Genomic DNA, 16,660 nt, shown 5'->3' with positions numbered 1-16,660 from the left:
GTCACGAGCAGTGCTGACACCCCTCCTCGCGCGTGGCTGCCTTGAGCACTGCTCGTGACGGGACCACCCCACACCGCAACCCAACTACGCAACGCGCAGCCGCCCAAAGCAACCGGCGTGCCATCAACCCGCAGACGGCGCTGCCCGGTCTTTGATCAGCTGGCGGGGTCCGGGGCGGAGCCCCGAGCAGTAAACCGGAACCCGAACACAAAACCCGAACACCAAACCAAAGAATCAAGACAAAGTACGAACCCGCCGCGTCACCTCAGCCCGAGCCCCCAACTCGGAATCGGCGGGAAAATCAACCCGAACCAGGCTCAACCCGTGAGCAGGAGCAACAGCCACCCCACTGGCCCGAGCACTCAACGACAACAGAGAAGCAGGCCAGGAAACATCCTTGCGCCCCTCCCCCACAGCCAACAACGCCCCGACGAGCGACCGAACCATGGAATGGCAGAAAGCATCGGCGGACACGAAAGCGGTGACCACCCCGTCATCGGAAGACCGCACCAGCTCGAGACGCTGCAGCTCCCGAATGGTGGTGGCACCCTCCCGCCGCTTGCAGAAAGCACAGAAGTCCCGCTCCCCCAGCAACAGGGCAGCGGCGGCGTTCATGGCGGACACGTCCAGGGGACGGGGCCAGGCGAGCGTGTCCCACCGCCGCATCGGTGAGGCCCCGAAGTCGGCGTCGGCGACCCGGTACTCGTAATGCCGCCGCAAAGCGGAGAACCGGGCGTCGAAAGCACCGGGAACGACCCGGGCCGAGAACACCCGGACGTCGGCGGGCAGCACCCGGGCCAACCGCCGGGCGAGTCCGGGCACGTCGACGGACGCCGGCAGGTCGACGTGGGCGACCTGGCCGGAGGCGTGCACGCCGGCGTCGGTCCGGCCGGCCACGGTCAGGACGACGTCCTCCCGCAGCACCATCGACATGGTGTCCTCGAGGACGCCGCACACGGTCCGGCGGGACGGCTGACGCGCCCAGCCGGAGAACTCGGTGCCGTCGTAGCCGAGGTCCAGGCGCACACGAACGAGCCCGCCGCCCTCAGGGAGAGGAACGACGGGCTCGTCAGCTGGAGAACCGCTCAGGACTCGTCCTTCTTGTCCTTGGCCTCTTCCGCCTTGACGTCCTCGGCCGACGGCTCGCCGTCGACCTCGACAGCGCCCTCGGCGGGCTCGTCGGCAGCGTCCTTCGTCGCGGACTCGGGCGCGTCGGCGTCCTGGTCGGCGACCGGGGCGGCCGGCTTCTCGTCCTTGGCGAACTTGGTCTTGCGCGCAGCCTCGGCCTCGGTGGAGACGAGCTTCTGCTGCACCAGCTCGATGATGGCCATGGGGGCGTTGTCGCCCTTGCGCGCCAGCGTCTTGGTGATGCGGGTGTAGCCACCGGAGCGGTCGCTGAAGAACGGACCGATCTCGGCGATCAGCTTGTGCACGACGTCCTTGTCGCGGATCACCTTCATGATCTCGCGGCGGTTGTGCAGGTCGCCGGCCTTCGCCTTGCTGATGATCTTCTCGGCGTACGGACGCAGCCGCTTCGCCTTGGCCTCAGTGGTCTTGATCCGGCCGTGCTGGAACAGCGCCGTCGCCAGGTTGGCGAGCAGCAGCCGCTCGTGCGCCGGAGACCCACCGAGCCGTGGGCCCTTGGTAGGGGTGGGCATCGCTTACTCCTGTAACTGAAAGAGATCCTCTAGCTCTGAGTCAGAGCGTCAGAGCTGCTCGGTCTCCGCGTAGTCCTGGCCGTCGTCGTGCGGGTCCAGGCCGGCGCCGGCACCCCAGCCGGTGTCACCGGCGTGGTAGTCGGACGCGGCCGCGGACGGGTCGAACCCAGGAGGCGAGTCCTTCAGGGCGAGGCCGAGGCCGACGAGCTTCATCTTGACCTCGTCGATCGACTTCGCACCGAAGTTGCGGATGTCCAGCAGGTCCGCCTCGCTGCGCGACACGAGCTCGCCGACGGTGTGGATGCCTTCCCGCTTCAAGCAGTTGTAGGACCGGACCGTGAGGTCGAGGTCCTCGATCGGCATCGCGAACGCGGCGATGGTGTCGGCCTCGGCCGGCGACGGGCCGATCTCGATGCCCTCGGCGTCGATGTTCAGCTCGCGAGCGAGGCCGAACAGCTCCACCAGGGTCTTGCCCGCGGAGGCAACCGCGTCCCTCGGGGTGATCGAGGGCTTGGTCTCCACGTCGAGGATCAGCTTGTCGAAGTCCGTCCGCTGCTCGACACGCGTCGCTTCGACCTTGTACGTCACCTTGAGAACCGGCGAGTAGATCGAGTCGACGGGGATGCGGCCGATCTCGGCGCCCGCCTGCTTGTTCTGGACAGCCGGGACGTAGCCGCGACCGCGCTCGACGACGAGCTCGATCTCCAGCTTCCCCTTGCCGTTCAGGGTCGCGATGTGCAGGTCGGGGTTGTGCACGGTGACACCGGCCGGAGGCACGATGTCGCCCGCGGTCACCACACCGGGGCCCTGCTTGCGCAGGTACATGGTCACCGGCTCGTCCTCCTCGGACGAGACGACGAGCTCCTTCAGGTTCAGGATGACGTCGGTGACGTCCTCCTTCACCCCGGGAACCGTGGTGAACTCGTGCAGCACGCCGTCGATGCGGATGCTCGTGACAGCAGCACCGGGGATCGACGAGAGCAGCGTGCGGCGGATCGAGTTGCCGAGCGTGTAGCCGAAGCCCGGCTCCAGCGGTTCGATGACGAACCGGGAACGGGTCTCGGAGACCGCTTCCTCGCCGAGCGAGGGGCGCTGGGAAATCAGCACTGGGTTCAACCTTTCTGCAACGACGCCCGCTATTTGACGCCGCCAACTTCAGCCAGTCGCGGAGACCGGCATGCGCACTCGGCGCACCCTTCGCGCCGATGCGGGACCCGACCCGAGCGACCGTCCGCAGTGGACGGCCGCTCGGAGAGGATCACTTCGAGTAGAGCTCGACGATGAGCTGCTCGGTGACAGGCGTGTCGATCTGCGCGCGCTCGGGCAGCTGGTGCACGAGGATGCGCAGGTTCGAGGGAACGACCTGCAGCCAAGCGGGAATCGGGCGGTCACCGAACGACGCGCGCGCGGCCTCGAAGGGCAGCGTCGGCATCGACTTCGGCTTCACGTCGATGATGTCGAACTTCGACACCTGGTAGCTCGGGATGTTCACCTTCTGGCCGTTGACGATGAAGTGGCCGTGGGCAACCAGCTGGCGAGCCTGGCGACGCGTGCGGGCGAGGCCCGCGCGGTACACCACGTTGTCGAGGCGGGCCTCGAGGATCTGGAGCAGGTTCTCGCCGGTCTTGCCCGGACGGCGAACCGCTTCCTTGTAGTAGCGGACGAACTGCCGCTCGAGGACGCCGTAGGTGTAGCGAGCCTTCTGCTTCTCCTGGAGCTGCAGCAGGTACTCGGACTCCTTGACCCGGCCCCGGCCGTGCTGGCCGGGCGGGTACGGACGGCGCTCGAACGCCTGGTCCCCACCAACGAGGTCGACCTTGAGGCGACGCGAGATGCGCGTCGCGGGTCCCGTGTAACGAGCCATTAGTTCTTACTCCTCCCCGTGCCTCAGACCCGGCGCCGCTTGGGCGGGCGGCAGCCGTTGTGGGGCTGCGGGGTCACGTCCTGGATGGTGCCGACCTCGAGACCGGCGGCCTGCAGCGAACGGATCGCGGTCTCACGGCCGGAGCCGGGACCCTTCACGAACACGTCCACCTTGCGCATGCCGTGCTCGGCGGCCTTGCGGGCGGCGTTCTCGGCAGCCATCTGCGCCGCGAACGGCGTGGACTTGCGCGAGCCCTTGAAGCCCACGTGGCCGGCGGACGCCCAGCTGATCACGTTGCCCATCGGGTCCGTGATGGACACGATGGTGTTGTTGAACGTGCTCTTGATGTGCGCCTGGCCGTGCGAGACGTTCTTCTTCTCCTTGCGCCGGACCTTCTTGACCCCGGCGCCCGTACGGGACTTGGGTGGCAAAACGAACTCCTAAGTTGAGGGCAGTAGACGCGAGGTCTTACTTCTTGCCGGCCTTCTTCTTGCCGGCCACGGTCTTCTTCGGACCCTTGCGGGTACGGGCGTTCGTCTTCGTGCGCTGTCCGCGAACGGGCAGGCCGCGACGGTGCCGAAGACCCTCGTAGCAACCGATCTCCATCTTGCGACGGATGTCGGCCGCGACCTCACGGCGAAGGTCACCCTCGACCTTGTAGTTCGTCTCGATGTGGTCCCGCAGCTTGGCGAGGTCGTCGTCCGTCAGATCCTTCACCCGGAGGTCCGGGGAGATCTCCGTGGCGGTGAGCAGCTCCTTGGAGCGCGTACGACCGATGCCGAAGATGTAGGTGAGCGCGATCTCCATCCGCTTCTCGCGGGGGAGGTCGACGCCAGCGAGTCGTGCCATGTGGCGGTTAACTCCTGTCGATTACTTCCAGGTCTGCTCCTCGTCCAGTTCCGGTGACTGACTCGCTGTGTGTCGTTCCGGCTGCTCTCACAGCCGGTGTCCCGGCCCCGGCCTGGAATCCGGGGGTGTCCGCACGCGGGAATGCACTGCGTGCGGCAGGTACGAGGAGGCTTCTCGTTACTGCGTCATCGAACGATCTCGACGAGCGCGAGTGGAACTGCTCAGCCCTGACGCTGCTTGTGGCGCAGGTTCTCGCAGATCACCATGACCCGGCCGTGACGGCGGATCACCTTGCACTTGTCGCAGATCTTCTTGACGCTCGGCTGAACCTTCACGCCTGAGATCTCCTGCTACTGGAGGTCACTTGTAGCGGTAGACGATGCGCCCGCGGGACAGGTCGTAGGGCGAGAGCTCCACGACGACCCGGTCCTCAGGGAGGATGCGGATGTAGTGCTGTCGCATCTTGCCGCTGATGTGCGCGAGTACCTTGTGACCGTTCTCCAACTCGACCCTGAACATCGCGTTGGGGAGCGGCTCGACTACGCGGCCCTCGACCTCAATGGCCCCGTCCTTCTTGCCCATGTCCTCCGCGTTTCGTGACGGTGATGAATACCTTCGGACGCGCGCCTGCCTGGTTCGATCTCACCTGCGAGGGCATGACAGAACCGGCGCGACAGATGCGCCACCTGACCAGTGTACGCAGTTCACTCGGGCAACCCAAATCGGGTCCGGTCCGGGCCGTCTCCCGGCCGCGCGCACCTCTCCAGCACGATCCGCAGCTTGGCGATCTCGCTGATCTCGGCCTCGTGGGCGCCGAGCACCGACTTGAGCGTCCGCACGCGCTGCGCGGCGACCGCGGTGCCGTAGCCGGTGTCGTCAGAACACCGCTGAGCTGCGTTTTCGAGCGCGACGTCCCCGTTGCCGACGCCGTAGCTGCGCAGACTCGGGTCGCCGGGCCCGCGCTGGGTGAACCCGGCCCGGTCGAGGCAGTGCAGCAGGATCGCGTCCACGGCCCTGCGCTGGGCGGCCTCGGGCCCGGAGGACAGCCGCCGCTCCCACTCGCGGACGACGGTGGTGTGCAGCGCCGTGATGCGGTTCACGGCGCCGGCGTACTCGGGCCCGGCAGCGGCACGGGCCGCACCCCCGCACCCTCCGTCGACGGACGGCGGCGGACCGGTGAAGTCGGGCCGCACGACCACCACGTCGCCGAACGGCGGATCGCAGTGCTCGACGGCGGCGATGGAGTCGGCCAGGAAGATCCGGTCGGCGATCTTGTCGGCCGGGACGTCCTGGTAGGTGAGATCGGTGGCCGGCTTCGCGGCAGCACAGCCCGAGACGGAGATCAGGAGAGCGGACAGGACGAAACGGGTTACCCCCACAATGCCCCCAAGCATTGGACTCGTTCGTCTGCCTCGACGGTATCGGCGGTGACAAACGAAATAACCCCGCCCGCCTCGGAAGGCGAACGGGGTCGGTCCGTGCGAGCGGTGGGGCTCAGTCCTCCTCGGGCGCGGTGAGCACCCAGGGGCCGTTCTCGGTGATCGCGACGCTGTGCTCCCAGTGCGCGGCACGCGTGCCGTCGAGCGTGATGACGGTCCAGCCGTCCTCGAGCTCCTGGGAGTCGTCGGTGCCCAGCGTCAGCATCGGCTCGATCGCGATGGCCATGCCGACCTTGAGCCGCGGGCCCTTGCCCGGCTTGCCGTAGTTCGGCAGGAACGGGTCCATGTGCATCTTGGAACCGATGCCGTGGCCGCCGTAGTCCGCGACGATGCCGTACTCGATGCCGTCGCGCTCCCCCGACTCGATCGCGGAGGACTCGATGGCGAACGAGATGTCCGTGAGGCGCCCGCCGGGCACCGCGGCCTCGATGCCCGCGAGCATCGACAGCCTGGTGGCCTCGGAGAGCTTGTGGTCGGCGGGCGAGAGCTCGCCGACGCCGACGGTGACGGCGGAGTCGCCGTGCCAGTCGTCGAGGATCGCGCCGCAGTCGATGGAGATCAGGTCGCCCTCGGCCAGCACCTGCTGCTTGCTGGGGATGCCGTGGACGATCTGGTCGTTGACCGAGGCGCAGATGCTCGCCGGGAAGCCGTGGTAGCCCTTGAACGACGGGACGGCGCCGGCGTCGCGGATGGTCTGCTCGGCGATCTCGTCGAGCTCCCACGTGGACACACCGGGCTTCACCGCCGCGACGACGTTCTGGAGCGCCCTCGCCACGACCAGGCCGGAGGCGCGCATCGCCTCCAGCTGGCCGGGCGTCTTGATCTCGATCTTGCTCATGCTGTCGCCGCCACCGGTGACGACAGTGCGGAGCCGGTCAAGCAGTCCACCTGTCACTTCTCGTCGCGCAACGAGTGCAGCGCCGCCAGCGCGCGCTCGCTGATCTCGTCGATCTCGCCGACCGCGTCGATGGAGACGACCTTCTCCGCGTAGTAGCTCAGCAGCGGGGCGGTCTCGTTGCGGTACACCTGCTGGCGGTGCCGGATGACGTCTTCCTTGTCGTCCGTGCGCCCGCGCGCGAGCAGCCGCTCCACCACGACGTCCTCGTCGACCCGGAACTCCAGCACCGCGTCGAGCTTGTGCCCGCCGACGGCCAGGAACTCACCCAGCTTGTCCGCCTGGGCGACGTTGCGCGGGAACCCGTCGAGCAGGAACCCGTCCGTCGCGTCGGACTCGGCCAGACGCTTGCGGACCATCTCGTTCGTGATGGAGTCCGGCACGAGCGCGCCCTCGTCGAGGATGCTCTGCACCTCGAGGCCGAGCTCGGTCTGGTTGCTGATGTGTGACCGGAAGAGGTCGCCCGTCGAGATGTGCGGCACACCGAGCTTGCGGCTCAGCACTTCGGCCTGGGTGCCCTTGCCCGCACCCGGCGGGCCAACGAGAACGAGTCGCATCTAGCGGAGGAACCCTTCGTAATTGCGCTGCATGAGCTGGCTCTCGATCTGCTTCACGGTGTCGAGTCCGACACCGACCATGATCAGAACCGCGGTGCCGCCGAACGGGAAGTTCTGGTTCTGGCCGTCGCCGGTCAGGTCCAGGAACAGGTTCGGCAGGATCGCCACGATGCCGAGGTAGAGCGAGCCGGGGAGCGTGATGCGCCCCAGGACGAACTTGAGGTACTCGGCGGTCGGGCGACCGGGTCGGATGCCGGGGATGAAGCCACCGAACTTCTTCATCTCGTCAGCGCGCTCGTCCGGGTTGAACGTGATGCCGACGTAGAAGTACGTGAAGAAGACGATCAGCAGGAAGTACGTGGCGATGTGCACCCAGCTCGACTGCTTGACCAGGTAGGTCTGGACGAACGTCGAGAACCAGTTGGGCTCGGTGGAGGAACCCTGGGTGAGGCGCACGATCAGGTCCGGCAGGTAGAGCAGCGACGAGGCGAAGATGACCGGGATGACGCCGGCCTGGTTCACCTTGAGGGGGAGGTACGTCGACGTACCGCCGTACATGCGGCGGCCGATCATGCGCTTGGCGTACTGCACCGGGATGCGGCGCTGGGCCTGCTCGACGTAGATGACGCTCGCGATGATGATGAGAGCGGCCACGATCACGAGCGCGAAGGTGATGCCGCTCTTGTCGAGGATGTTCTTGCCCTCGGCCGGGATGCGGGCGGCGATACCGGTGAAGATCAGCAACGACATGCCGTTGCCGATGCCCTTCTCGGTGATGAGCTCGCCCAGCCACATGATGACCGAGGTGCCGGCGGTCATGGTGATGACCAGCACGATGAGGGTGAAGATGCTGTCCTTGCCGGGAATGACGTCCTGGTCGCACTCACCGAACAGCTGCCCGCGCACCGCCAGGGCGACGAGACCGGTGGACTGCAGGATCGCGAGCCCGATGGTCAGGTAGCGCGTGTACTGCGTCAGCTTGCCCTGACCGGCCTGTCCTTCCTTCTTCAACTGCTCGAACCGCGGGATGACCACGGTGAGCAGCTGGATGATGATGCTCGCGGTGATGTAGGGCATGATCCCCAGCGCGAACACCGACAGGTTGAGCAGAGCACCGCCGCTGAACAGGTTGATCAGCGAGTAGATGTTCTGGCCTTCGAGCTGCTCGGCACACGCCCGCACGTTCTTGAAGGACACGCCCGGCGCGGGCATGGTCGCACCAAGCCGGTACACAATGATGATCCCGAGCGTGAACAGGATCTTCTTGCGTAGATCCGGCGTCGCGAGAGCCGAGCGGAATGCGCCGAGCACGCGAACCTCCTGAGCGTTGCCGACCCCCAGGGACCGGCACATGCGGTAGTTGGCAGGCCGCAGCAGGCAGCCACGACCAAGCAACCCGGAGGACATCCGGGTTCAGCCCGCGACTCTAACAGTCTCCCACGACCCCGCCGTACCCAGTGGCCAATCACAGGTTCCAACTCGTTGATCTCTCACCACACCACTAGGCCATCCGGGGTAGAAACTCCTTCATTTCCGTGCTACGAGCAGCCAAGACGTCACTCGCGAACGTTTGCGCCCACCCCGCTGTTCCCACCTACGGGGTCAATCTTTCAGCTGACCGCAGAACCCACCTGGAGCCTCACTCGCACGGGCGACAGACCCCGGCCGGTGGAAACACGACCCGGCGGCACCCACCCCGGAACCCGGCCGCCACCCAGCCACAGCGAGCCCCGAGAACGCCGAAGGGCCCCGAGCCAGAAGCCCGGGGCCCTTCAGACCAAAAGCATCACGCCACGGTGGAGGACCCACCAGCAGCAGCCAACTTCTCCGCAGCGGACTTGGAGAACTTGTCGGCGGTGACGTCGAGCTTGACGCTGACCTCACCATCGCCCAGCACCTTGACGAGCGAGCCCTTGCGGACCAGCCCGGCCAGCACCAGCGCGGCGACGTCGACCGAACCACCCTCGGGGAACGAGGCGGCGATGTCGGAGACGTTCACGACCTGGTACTCGGTGCGGAACGGGTTCTTGAAGCCCTTGAGCTTCGGGAGCCGCATGTGCAGCGGCATCTGGCCACCTTCGAAGCGCGGCGAGACGTTCTTGCGAGCGCCCGTGCCCTTCGTACCGCGGCCGGCCGTCTTGCCCTTGGAGCCCTCACCGCGACCGACGCGGGTCTTGGCGGTCTTGGCTCCGGGGGCGGGACGCAGGTCGTGGATCTTGATGGTCACGACTGGACCTCCTCAACAACCACCAGGTGACGCACGGCGTGGATCAGGCCGAGCACCTGGGGGGTGTCCTCACGCACGACCGACTGGCGGATCTTGCGCAGCCCGAGGGTGCGCATCGACTCGCGGTGGTTGTGCTTGGTACCGATGGTGCTGCGCACCTGGGTGATCTTGAGCTGAGCCATGATCACACCCCCTGGCCCGCGCGAGCGCGGATCATGCCGGCGGGAGCGACGTCCTCGAGGGGCAGGCCACGACGGGCCGCGACCTCTTCGGGACGCTGCAGGCCCTTGAGGGCCGCCACGGTCGCGTGCACGATGTTGATCGCGTTGTCGGAGCCGAGCGACTTCGACAGCACGTCGTGCACGCCGGCGCACTCGAGGACGGCGCGGACAGCGCCACCCGCGATGACACCGGTACCGGCCGAGGCCGGACGCAGCAGGACCACACCAGCGGCCTTCTCACCCTGGACCGGGTGGGGGATGGTGCCGGCGATGCGAGGAACGCGGAAGAAGTTCTTCTTCGCCTCCTCGACACCCTTGGCGATGGCCGCGGGAACTTCCTTGGCCTTGCCGTAGCCGACGCCGACCATGCCGTCGCCGTCACCCACCACGACGAGCGCGGTGAAGCTGAACCGACGACCACCCTTGACCACCTTGGAGACGCGGTTGATGGCAACCACGCGCTCGAGGTGGGGGGTCTTCTCCTGGGCCGCGCCGCCGCGGCCGCCGTCACGACGGTCGCGGCGCTCTCCGCGCTCGCCCCCGCCGCCTTCGCGACGCGTACGTCCTGGCATCAGGCGTCCCTCTCAATTCCGGTGTTGATCATTGTCAGAACTCCAGCCCCGCCTCGCGAGCGGCGTCCGCCAGAGCGGCGATCCGGCCGTGGTACGCGTTGCCACCGCGGTCGAACACGACCGCCGTGATGCCGGCGTCCTTGGCACGGGCCGCGGCCAGCTGGCCGACCTTGGCCGCACGGGCCTTCTTGTCGCCGTCCATACCGCGGACGTCGGCCTCCATGGAGGACGCGGACGCGACGGTGTGGCCCTTCAGGTCGTCGATGATCTGCACGGTGATGTGCTTCGACGACCGGTGCACGACCAGGCGCGGGCGCTCGGCGGTGCCGCTGACCTTCTTGCGGAGGCGGAAGTGGCGACGGGCCTTGGCAACACGACGCCTGGTGGAGATGTCCTTGCCCACCGGCTTGCGCTTCGTAACAGTCGACTCGCTCATGTCACTTACCCGTCTTTCCGACCTTGCGACGGATCTTCTCGCCCGAGTAGCGGACGCCCTTGCCCTTGTACGGGTCGGGCTTGCGCAGCTTGCGGATGTTGGCGGCGACCTCACCGACCAGCTGCTTGTCGATACCCGAGACGGAGAAGCGGGTCGGGGTCTCGACCGCGAAGGTGATGCCCGCGGGGGCCTCCACCTTGACGGGGTGCGAGTAACCGAGCGCGAACTCGAGCTCAGAGCCCTTGAGCGCGACGCGGTAACCGACGCCGTGGATCTCCATCTTCTTTTCGTAACCCTGGGTCACGCCGACGACCATGTTGTGCACGAGCGTGCGCGACAGGCCGTGGAGCGCGCGGTTGCGGCGCTCGTCGTTCGGGCGCTTGACCTCGAGAGTGCCGTCCTCGGCCTTCTCGACGACGATCGGCTCAGCGAGCGTCAGCGTCAGGAGACCCTTGGGGCCCTTGATGCTCACGTCCTGGCCGGCGATGTTCACGTCGACCCCGGAGGGGACAATGATCGGCTGCTTACCGATGCGCGACATGTCTACTCCCCCTTACCAAACGTAGGCGAGGACTTCTCCGCCCACGCCTGCCTTGTTGGCCTGGCGGTCGGTCATGAGACCGCCAGAGGTCGAAATGATCGCCACGCCGAGGCCACCGAGGACTCGGGGCAGGCCGGTCGACTTCGCGTACACGCGCAGACCGGGCTTGGACACGCGGCGGAGGCCGGCGATGCTGCGCTCGCGGTTCGGGCCGTACTTCAGCTCGACGACCAGGTTCTTGGCCACCTCGCCGTCCTCGTCGCGGTACGAGGCGATGTAGCCCTCGCGCTTGAGGATCTCGGCGATGTTCGCCTTGATCTTGGAGTGCGGCATCACGACCTTGTCGTGGTAAGCCGAGTTCGCGTTCCGCAGACGAGTGAGCATGTCTGCGATGGGATCGGTCATCGTCATGGTGACCTGGTCAACCTTTCTCGCTGCGGTTCACCGGCTCAGGGTCCAGACCCGCCCTCCCCCGTGCGGAGGAGGACAGGACGGTCGTGTGCGGGCCTACAGCGAAGTAATGAAGCTTGGAATTACCAGCTGGACTTGCTCACGCCAGGCAGCTCACCGCGGTGAGCCATCTCGCGCAGGCAGATCCGGCAGAGGCCGAACTTGCGGAACACCGCGTGGGGGCGGCCGCAACGCTGGCACCGGGTGTAGCCCCGGACCTTGAACTTCGGCTTCTTCGCGGCCTTGTTGATCAACGCCTTCTTGGCCATCGACTCAGTTCTCCTTGAACGGGAAGCCCAGGTGCTTCAGCAGCGCCCGGCCCTCCTCGTCGTTCGTGGCGGTGGTGACGACGGTGATGTCCATGCCGCGAGGCCGGTCGATAGCGTCCGGGTCGATCTCGTGGAACATCGACTGCTCGTTCAGACCGAACGTGTAGTTGCCGTTGCCGTCGAACTGCTTGCCCGAGAGGCCGCGGAAGTCGCGGATACGGGGCAGCGCGATCGTCAGCAGGCGGTCGAGGAACTCCCACATGCGGTCGCCGCGCAGCGTGACGCGCGCACCGATCGGCATGCCCTCGCGCAGCTTGAACTGCGCGATCGACTTGCGGGCCCGACGGACCTCGGGACGCTGGCCGGTGATGATCGAGAGGTCCTTGACGGCACCCTCGATCAGCTTGCCGTCACGGGCGGCGTCGCCGACACCCATGTTGACGACGACCTTCACGACGCCCGGGATCTGCATGACGTTGGCGAAGGAGAACTGCTTCTGCAGCTCGCCCTTGACCTCGTCGCGGTAGCGCGTCTTGAGCCGAGGGATGATCTTCTCTGCGGTGGTCATGATCAGATGTCCTTCCCGTTACGACGGGAAATGCGGACCCGCTTGCCCTCGTCGTTCGTCCGGTAACCAACACGGGTCGGCTTGCCGTCCGAGTCGACCACCATCACGTTGGAGACGTTGATCGGGGCTTCCTGGGTCACGATGCCACCAGACTGCGCGCCCCGCTGGGTCTGCGTGATCTTGGTGTGCTTCTTGATCCGGTTCACGCCCTCGACCAGGACCTTGCCGGTCTCCGGGTAGGCCATGATGACCTTGCCCTTCGCACCCTTGTCCTTGCCGGCGATGACGACGACCGTGTCGCCCTTCTTCACCTTCATGGTCAGAGCACCTCCGGAGCCAGCGAGATGATCTTCATGAACTTCTTGTCGCGCAGCTCGCGCCCGACCGGGCCGAAGATGCGGGTGCCGCGGGGCTCGTTGTCGTTCTTGATGAGCACGGCGGCGTTCTCGTCGAAGCGGATGTACGAGCCATCCGCGCGACGGCGCTCCTTGACGGTGCGGACGATGACGGCCTTGACGACGTCACCCTTCTTCACGCCGGCACCGGGGATCGCGTCCTTGACGGTCGCGACGATGATGTCGCCGATGCCCGCGTAGCGGCGGCCCGAACCACCGAGAACACGGATGCAAAGGATCTCCTTCGCACCGGTGTTGTCGGCGACACGAAGCCGCGACTCCTGCTGAATCACTTACCTGCTCCTTGACCATTCCTGGCCCGCCGGATTTCCGACCCGACGGGCTCGGTCTGTCTAGATGAGACTTACTTGGCCTTCTCGAGGATCTCGACGAGCCGCCAGCGCTTGGTCGCCGACAGGGGCCGGGTCTCCATGAGCAGGACGCGGTCGCCGATGCCCGCCGCGTTCTCCTCGTCGTGCACCTTCACCTTGGTGGTGGAGCGCATGATCTTGGAGTAACGCGGGTGCTTCTTGCGGTCCTCGAGCGCGACGACGATCGTCTTGTCCATCTTGTCGGACACGACGAGGCCCTCACGGACCTTGCGGTCGTTGCGCTTCTCGGTCTGGACTTCGTTGCTGTCGGTCATGCCGCACCCTCACCAGTGGAATCCGGCGAAGCGGAGAGCCCGAGCTCCCGCTCCCGCATCACGGTGTAGATCCGGGCGATGTCGTGCCGGACCGTGCGCAGCCGCCGGTTGTTGTCGAGCTGGCCCGTGGCCATCTGGAAACGAAGGTTGAAGAGCTCTTCCTTCGATTCCTTCAGACGCAGCACGAGCTCTTCCTCGGTGAGCTCACGCAGCTCGGAAGCGGTGGTACCCGCTGCCATCAGAACTCACCACCCTCACGCGTAACGATGCGGCACTTCATCGGGAGCTTGTGGATCGCGCGGCGAAGAGCCTCGCGGGCCACCTGCTCGTTCGGGAAGGCCATCTCGAAGAGGACGCGACCCGGCTTGACGTTGGCCACCCACCACTCCGGCGAACCCTTACCGGAACCCATGCGGGTCTCGGCCGGCTTCTTCGTCAGCGGGCGGTCCGGGAAGATGTTGATCCAGACCTTGCCGCCACGACGGATGTGGCGCGTGATGGCGATACGAGCGGACTCGATCTGCCTGTTGGTGACGTAGGCGGGCTCGAGAGCCTGGATGCCGTACTCACCGAAGGTGACCTTCGTGCCGCCCTTGGCAGCACCCGACCGCTTGGGGTGGTGCTGCTTGCGGTGCTTGACCCTACGAGGGATGAGCATGACTCAGCTCTCCGTCTTCTCTGCAGCAGCCGGGGCCTCGGCGGACGCGTTGGCGTCAGCCGCTGCACGACCGGCCTCGGTGCTCGTCGCGGTGGTGCCGCTGGCACCGGAGCGACGGGCCCGGTTCGGACGCTCGCCACGGTCGCGGCGCGGGGCGCGGTCGGCCTGCGAAGGCGCAGCCGCGTCGAGCGCGCGCTTGGCGGAGATGCCACCGACGATGTCGCCCTTGTAGATCCACACCTTCACGCCGATGCGGCCGAACGTGGTGCGGGCCTCGAAGAAGCCGTAGTCGATGTTGGCGCGGAGCGTGTGCAGCGGCACGCGGCCGTCGCGGTAGTGCTCCGAGCGGGACATCTCGGCGCCGCCGAGGCGACCGCCGCACTGCACGCGGATGCCCTTGACCTGCGGCGAACGCATGGCCGACTGGATGGCCTTGCGCATCGCGCGCCGGAAGGCGACGCGGTTGGACAGCTGCTCGGCGACACCCTGTGCCACGAGCTGCGCGTCCGACTCGGGGCTCTTGACCTCGAGGATGTTCAGCTGGACCTGCTTCTTGGTGAGCTTCTCCAGCTCACCGCGGATGCGGTCCGCCTCGGCACCACGACGGCCGATGACGATGCCCGGCCGGGCGGTGTGGATGTCGACGCGCACCCGGTCACGGGTCCGCTCGATCTCCACCTTGGAGATGCCGGCACGCTCCATGCCCTTGCTGAGCAGGCGGCGGATCTTGACGTCCTCCGCCACGTACTCGGCGTACTGCTTGTCTGCGTACCAGCGGGACTTCCAGTCGGTGGTGATCCCCAGCCGGAAGCCGTGCGGGTTGATCTTCTGGCCCACTACCGCGTTCCCTTCGCGCTGGTCTTCTTGGGACGAGACTCCACCTCGATGGTGATGTGGCTCGTCCGCTTGCGGATCCGGTACGCGCGGCCCTGGGCACGCGGGCGGAAACGCTTGAGGGTCGGACCCTCGTCCACGTAGGCCACCGACACCCAGAGGGTGGAGGGGTCCAGGGACAGGTTGTTCTCGGCGTTGGCCATGGCGCTGGCGAGCACCTTCGCGACCGGCTCAGAGGCGGCCTGGGGCGCGAACTGGAGCACGGCCAGGGCCTCGCTGGCGTTACGACCCTTGATGAGCTCGATGACGCGACGCACCTTCATGGGGGTGTCGCGAACGTAACGAGCCCGAGCCACGGCGCGCGGAAACTCCGCTGCCTCAGCGTCCTTACGGGCGTTCATCGCTGCTTTTCCCTTGCTCTTGTTCAGTTCGGCGCCTAGCGGCGACGAGACTTCCGGTCGTCCTTGATGTGGCCCTTGAAGGTGCGGGTCGGGGCGAACTCGCCCAACTTGTGCCCGACCATCGCCTCGGTCACGAACACCGGGACGTGCTTGCGGCCGTCGTGCACCGCGATGGTGTGACCCAGCATGTCCGGGATGATCGTGGACCGGCGGGACCACGTCTTGATGACGGTCTTCTTGCCCGCTTCGTTCTGAACGTCCACCTTCTTGAGCAGGTGGTCGTCGACGAAGGGACCCTTCTTAAGGCTGCGAGGCATCCTTCACTCCCTCCCTGCTCAGCGCTTCTTACCGGTGCGACGACGCCGGACGATGAGCTTGTCGCTTGGCTTACGGCGGCGGGTACGGCCTTCGGGCTTACCAGCCGGGTTGACCGGGTGGCGACCACCGGAGGTCTTACCTTCACCACCACCATGCGGGTGGTCAACGGGGTTCATGGCGACACCGCGGACGGTGGGCTTCTTGCCCTTCCACCGCATGCGGCCGGCCTTGCCCCAGTTGATGTTCTGGTGCTCCTTGTTGCCGACCTCGCCGAGCGTGGCGCGGCAGCGCACGTCCACGTTGCGGATCTCGCCCGAAGGCATCCGCAGCTGGGCGTACGGGCCGTCCTTCGCCACGAGCTGCACCGAGGCACCGGCGGAGCGGGCGATCTTCGCGCCGCCGCCGGGGCGGAGCTCGATCGCGTGGATCACGGAACCGACCGGGATGTTGCGCAGCGGCAGGTTGTTGCCCGGCTTGATGTCGGCCTTGGGGCCGTTCTCAACCGTGTCACCCTGCTTGAGCTTCTCCGGGGCGATGATGTAGCGCTTCTCGCCGTCCGCGTAGTGCAGCAGCGCGATGCGCGCGGTGCGGTTGGGGTCGTACTCGATGTGAGCGACCTTGGCCGGCACGCCGTCCTTGTCGTGGCGACGGAAGTCGATCAGGCGGTAGGCCCGCTTGTGACCGCCACCCTTGTGCCGCGTGGTGATCTTGCCCGACGCGTTGCGGCCGCCCAGCTTGTGCAGGGGGCGGATCAGCGACTTCTCCGGAGTCGACCGAGTGATCTCGGCGAAGTCGGAGACGCTCGCACCGCGACGACCGGGAGTCGTCGGCTTGTACTTGCGAATGCCCATCTCTACGCAGT

The 16,660-nt window shown here is 66.7% G+C and carries 29 protein-coding genes; all 29 read right to left on the bottom strand.

Translation table 11 applies throughout. The annotated features are described in order from the left end of the window. Nucleotides 1–234: 234 nt before the first annotated feature. Nucleotides 235–1,026, bottom strand: a complete 792-nt coding sequence (truA, locus tag ACFWGZ_RS11485) for a tRNA pseudouridine(38-40) synthase TruA (protein ID WP_382451382.1) — start codon at nt 1,024–1,026, stop codon at nt 235–237. A gap of 59 nt (nt 1,027–1,085) precedes the next feature. Next, on the bottom strand, nt 1,086–1,658 hold the full coding sequence (gene rplQ / locus ACFWGZ_RS11480) for a 50S ribosomal protein L17 (protein WP_382451381.1): 573 nt from the start codon (nt 1,656–1,658) through the stop codon (nt 1,086–1,088). Between the two features lie 48 nt (nt 1,659–1,706). After that, nucleotides 1,707–2,765, bottom strand: coding sequence for a DNA-directed RNA polymerase subunit alpha (locus ACFWGZ_RS11475; RefSeq protein WP_382409890.1), 1,059 nt, complete (start codon nt 2,763–2,765; stop codon nt 1,707–1,709). A gap of 151 nt (nt 2,766–2,916) precedes the next feature. After that, a complete protein-coding gene (gene rpsD, locus ACFWGZ_RS11470) occupies nt 2,917–3,522 on the bottom strand; it encodes a 30S ribosomal protein S4 (protein ID WP_382451380.1) in 606 nt (201 codons plus the stop codon). A gap of 23 nt (nt 3,523–3,545) precedes the next feature. After that, nucleotides 3,546–3,953: a 30S ribosomal protein S11 gene (rpsK, locus tag ACFWGZ_RS11465; RefSeq protein ID WP_033436732.1), complete on the bottom strand. Its 408-nt coding sequence runs from the start codon at nt 3,951–3,953 to the stop codon at nt 3,546–3,548. A 37-nt stretch (nt 3,954–3,990) separates the two neighbouring features. Beyond that, nucleotides 3,991–4,371, bottom strand: coding sequence for a 30S ribosomal protein S13 (gene rpsM, locus ACFWGZ_RS11460; protein ID WP_030478319.1), 381 nt, complete (start codon nt 4,369–4,371; stop codon nt 3,991–3,993). A gap of 221 nt (nt 4,372–4,592) precedes the next feature. Next, on the bottom strand, nt 4,593–4,706 hold the full coding sequence (rpmJ, locus tag ACFWGZ_RS11455; protein WP_010148647.1) for a 50S ribosomal protein L36: 114 nt from the start codon (nt 4,704–4,706) through the stop codon (nt 4,593–4,595). Between the two features lie 25 nt (nt 4,707–4,731). Beyond that, on the bottom strand, nt 4,732–4,953 hold the full coding sequence (gene infA / locus ACFWGZ_RS11450) for a translation initiation factor IF-1 (protein ID WP_005166804.1): 222 nt from the start codon (nt 4,951–4,953) through the stop codon (nt 4,732–4,734). A gap of 122 nt (nt 4,954–5,075) precedes the next feature. Continuing rightward, on the bottom strand, nt 5,076–5,750 hold the full coding sequence (locus tag ACFWGZ_RS11445; protein WP_382451379.1) for a hypothetical protein: 675 nt from the start codon (nt 5,748–5,750) through the stop codon (nt 5,076–5,078). A gap of 115 nt (nt 5,751–5,865) precedes the next feature. Further along, nucleotides 5,866–6,648 carry a type I methionyl aminopeptidase gene (gene map / locus ACFWGZ_RS11440; protein WP_382451378.1) on the bottom strand — a complete coding sequence of 261 codons (783 nt, stop codon included), beginning with the start codon at nt 6,646–6,648 and terminating at the stop codon, nt 5,866–5,868. A 53-nt stretch (nt 6,649–6,701) separates the two neighbouring features. Next, nucleotides 6,702–7,262 carry an adenylate kinase gene (locus ACFWGZ_RS11435; protein WP_382451377.1) on the bottom strand — a complete coding sequence of 187 codons (561 nt, stop codon included), beginning with the start codon at nt 7,260–7,262 and terminating at the stop codon, nt 6,702–6,704. Beyond that, nucleotides 7,263–8,573 carry a preprotein translocase subunit SecY gene (gene secY / locus ACFWGZ_RS11430; RefSeq protein ID WP_382451376.1) on the bottom strand — a complete coding sequence of 437 codons (1,311 nt, stop codon included), beginning with the start codon at nt 8,571–8,573 and terminating at the stop codon, nt 7,263–7,265. A 475-nt stretch (nt 8,574–9,048) separates the two neighbouring features. Continuing rightward, the gene (gene rplO / locus ACFWGZ_RS11425) at nt 9,049–9,489 is read right to left on the bottom strand and encodes a 50S ribosomal protein L15 (protein WP_382451375.1); all 441 of its coding nucleotides are present in this window, start codon (nt 9,487–9,489) and stop codon (nt 9,049–9,051) included. Beyond that, on the bottom strand, nt 9,486–9,671 hold the full coding sequence (rpmD, locus tag ACFWGZ_RS11420; RefSeq protein ID WP_045309828.1) for a 50S ribosomal protein L30: 186 nt from the start codon (nt 9,669–9,671) through the stop codon (nt 9,486–9,488). The genes rplO and rpmD overlap by 4 nt, the downstream gene beginning before the upstream one ends. Before the next feature lie 2 nt (nt 9,672–9,673). After that, entirely contained in the window at nt 9,674–10,282 is a 609-nt protein-coding gene (gene rpsE / locus ACFWGZ_RS11415; protein ID WP_030473451.1) for a 30S ribosomal protein S5, read from the bottom strand. 34 nt (nt 10,283–10,316) lie between these two features. After that, on the bottom strand, nt 10,317–10,718 hold the full coding sequence (gene rplR, locus ACFWGZ_RS11410; protein WP_166044654.1) for a 50S ribosomal protein L18: 402 nt from the start codon (nt 10,716–10,718) through the stop codon (nt 10,317–10,319). 1 nt (nt 10,719) lies between these two features. Further along, entirely contained in the window at nt 10,720–11,259 is a 540-nt protein-coding gene (gene rplF / locus ACFWGZ_RS11405; protein ID WP_330854396.1) for a 50S ribosomal protein L6, read from the bottom strand. A gap of 12 nt (nt 11,260–11,271) precedes the next feature. Then, complete coding sequence (gene rpsH / locus ACFWGZ_RS11400) at nt 11,272–11,670, bottom strand: 30S ribosomal protein S8 (protein WP_030478309.1); 399 nt, start codon at nt 11,668–11,670, stop codon at nt 11,272–11,274. Between the two features lie 122 nt (nt 11,671–11,792). After that, a complete protein-coding gene (locus tag ACFWGZ_RS11395; RefSeq protein ID WP_030473455.1) occupies nt 11,793–11,978 on the bottom strand; it encodes a type Z 30S ribosomal protein S14 in 186 nt (61 codons plus the stop codon). A gap of 4 nt (nt 11,979–11,982) precedes the next feature. Further along, nucleotides 11,983–12,546 carry a 50S ribosomal protein L5 gene (gene rplE, locus ACFWGZ_RS11390; protein WP_330854395.1) on the bottom strand — a complete coding sequence of 188 codons (564 nt, stop codon included), beginning with the start codon at nt 12,544–12,546 and terminating at the stop codon, nt 11,983–11,985. Nucleotides 12,547–12,548: 2 nt separating this feature from the next. Continuing rightward, complete coding sequence (gene rplX / locus ACFWGZ_RS11385; protein ID WP_382451374.1) at nt 12,549–12,863, bottom strand: 50S ribosomal protein L24; 315 nt, start codon at nt 12,861–12,863, stop codon at nt 12,549–12,551. Nucleotides 12,864–12,865: 2 nt separating this feature from the next. Further along, nucleotides 12,866–13,234: a 50S ribosomal protein L14 gene (gene rplN / locus ACFWGZ_RS11380; protein WP_030473458.1), complete on the bottom strand. Its 369-nt coding sequence runs from the start codon at nt 13,232–13,234 to the stop codon at nt 12,866–12,868. Nucleotides 13,235–13,305: 71 nt separating this feature from the next. Beyond that, the gene (gene rpsQ, locus ACFWGZ_RS11375; RefSeq protein WP_030473459.1) at nt 13,306–13,587 is read right to left on the bottom strand and encodes a 30S ribosomal protein S17; all 282 of its coding nucleotides are present in this window, start codon (nt 13,585–13,587) and stop codon (nt 13,306–13,308) included. Then, nucleotides 13,584–13,826 carry a 50S ribosomal protein L29 gene (rpmC, locus tag ACFWGZ_RS11370; protein ID WP_090094705.1) on the bottom strand — a complete coding sequence of 81 codons (243 nt, stop codon included), beginning with the start codon at nt 13,824–13,826 and terminating at the stop codon, nt 13,584–13,586. Before rpmC ends, rpsQ begins: the two co-directional genes overlap by 4 nt. Next, the gene (gene rplP, locus ACFWGZ_RS11365; protein WP_030473461.1) at nt 13,826–14,245 is read right to left on the bottom strand and encodes a 50S ribosomal protein L16; all 420 of its coding nucleotides are present in this window, start codon (nt 14,243–14,245) and stop codon (nt 13,826–13,828) included. Before rplP ends, rpmC begins: the two co-directional genes overlap by 1 nt. Nucleotides 14,246–14,248: 3 nt before the next feature. Then, nucleotides 14,249–15,082 carry a 30S ribosomal protein S3 gene (gene rpsC / locus ACFWGZ_RS11360; RefSeq protein WP_330854394.1) on the bottom strand — a complete coding sequence of 278 codons (834 nt, stop codon included), beginning with the start codon at nt 15,080–15,082 and terminating at the stop codon, nt 14,249–14,251. Then, nucleotides 15,082–15,480 (bottom strand): 50S ribosomal protein L22, encoded by a 399-nt coding sequence (gene rplV, locus ACFWGZ_RS11355; protein ID WP_089915295.1) that lies wholly within the window; start codon nt 15,478–15,480, stop codon nt 15,082–15,084. The genes rpsC and rplV overlap by 1 nt, the downstream gene beginning before the upstream one ends. 35 nt (nt 15,481–15,515) lie before the next feature. After that, complete coding sequence (gene rpsS / locus ACFWGZ_RS11350; RefSeq protein WP_030478300.1) at nt 15,516–15,797, bottom strand: 30S ribosomal protein S19; 282 nt, start codon at nt 15,795–15,797, stop codon at nt 15,516–15,518. Nucleotides 15,798–15,815: 18 nt separating this feature from the next. After that, nucleotides 15,816–16,649 (bottom strand): 50S ribosomal protein L2, encoded by an 834-nt coding sequence (gene rplB / locus ACFWGZ_RS11345; RefSeq protein WP_030473464.1) that lies wholly within the window; start codon nt 16,647–16,649, stop codon nt 15,816–15,818. Nucleotides 16,650–16,660 lie beyond the last annotated feature (11 nt).

The sequence above is a fragment of the Lentzea sp. NPDC060358 genome (genome assembly GCF_042725365.1).
Classification (GTDB): domain Bacteria; phylum Actinomycetota; class Actinomycetes; order Mycobacteriales; family Pseudonocardiaceae; genus Lentzea.
The sequence above is the reverse complement of the archived record's forward strand: the minus strand, read 5'-3'. Positions and strand labels throughout refer to the sequence as shown.

Bases quoted from the DNA above. Each gene is read 5' to 3' on its own strand.
- rplB (WP_030473464.1), bottom strand. From the start codon at position 16,649: ATGGGCATTCGCAAGTACAAGCCGACGACTCCCGGTCGTCGCGGTGCG.
- rplR (WP_166044654.1), bottom strand. From the start codon at position 10,718: ATGAGCGAGTCGACTGTTACGAAGCGCAAGCCGGTGGGCAAGGACATC.
- rpsH (WP_030478309.1), bottom strand. From the start codon at position 11,670: ATGACGATGACCGATCCCATCGCAGACATGCTCACTCGTCTGCGGAAC.
- ACFWGZ_RS11435 (WP_382451377.1), bottom strand. From the start codon at position 7,262: ATGCGACTCGTTCTCGTTGGCCCGCCGGGTGCGGGCAAGGGCACCCAG.
- rplP (WP_030473461.1), bottom strand. From the start codon at position 14,245: ATGCTCATCCCTCGTAGGGTCAAGCACCGCAAGCAGCACCACCCCAAG.
- map (WP_382451378.1), bottom strand. From the start codon at position 6,648: ATGAGCAAGATCGAGATCAAGACGCCCGGCCAGCTGGAGGCGATGCGC.
- rpsM (WP_030478319.1), bottom strand. From the start codon at position 4,371: ATGGCACGACTCGCTGGCGTCGACCTCCCCCGCGAGAAGCGGATGGAG.
- rplX (WP_382451374.1), bottom strand. From the start codon at position 12,863: ATGAAGGTGAAGAAGGGCGACACGGTCGTCGTCATCGCCGGCAAGGAC.
- rplF (WP_330854396.1), bottom strand. From the start codon at position 11,259: ATGTCGCGCATCGGTAAGCAGCCGATCATTGTCCCCTCCGGGGTCGAC.
- rpsD (WP_382451380.1), bottom strand. From the start codon at position 3,522: ATGGCTCGTTACACGGGACCCGCGACGCGCATCTCGCGTCGCCTCAAG.
- rpsS (WP_030478300.1), bottom strand. From the start codon at position 15,797: ATGCCTCGCAGCCTTAAGAAGGGTCCCTTCGTCGACGACCACCTGCTC.
- rpmC (WP_090094705.1), bottom strand. From the start codon at position 13,826: ATGGCAGCGGGTACCACCGCTTCCGAGCTGCGTGAGCTCACCGAGGAA.
- rplV (WP_089915295.1), bottom strand. From the start codon at position 15,480: ATGAACGCCCGTAAGGACGCTGAGGCAGCGGAGTTTCCGCGCGCCGTG.
- rpmD (WP_045309828.1), bottom strand. From the start codon at position 9,671: ATGGCTCAGCTCAAGATCACCCAGGTGCGCAGCACCATCGGTACCAAG.
- rplQ (WP_382451381.1), bottom strand. From the start codon at position 1,658: ATGCCCACCCCTACCAAGGGCCCACGGCTCGGTGGGTCTCCGGCGCAC.
- ACFWGZ_RS11395 (WP_030473455.1), bottom strand. From the start codon at position 11,978: ATGGCCAAGAAGGCGTTGATCAACAAGGCCGCGAAGAAGCCGAAGTTC.
- rplE (WP_330854395.1), bottom strand. From the start codon at position 12,546: ATGACCACCGCAGAGAAGATCATCCCTCGGCTCAAGACGCGCTACCGC.
- infA (WP_005166804.1), bottom strand. From the start codon at position 4,953: ATGGGCAAGAAGGACGGGGCCATTGAGGTCGAGGGCCGCGTAGTCGAG.
- rpsQ (WP_030473459.1), bottom strand. From the start codon at position 13,587: ATGACCGACAGCAACGAAGTCCAGACCGAGAAGCGCAACGACCGCAAG.
- rpsE (WP_030473451.1), bottom strand. From the start codon at position 10,282: ATGCCAGGACGTACGCGTCGCGAAGGCGGCGGGGGCGAGCGCGGAGAG.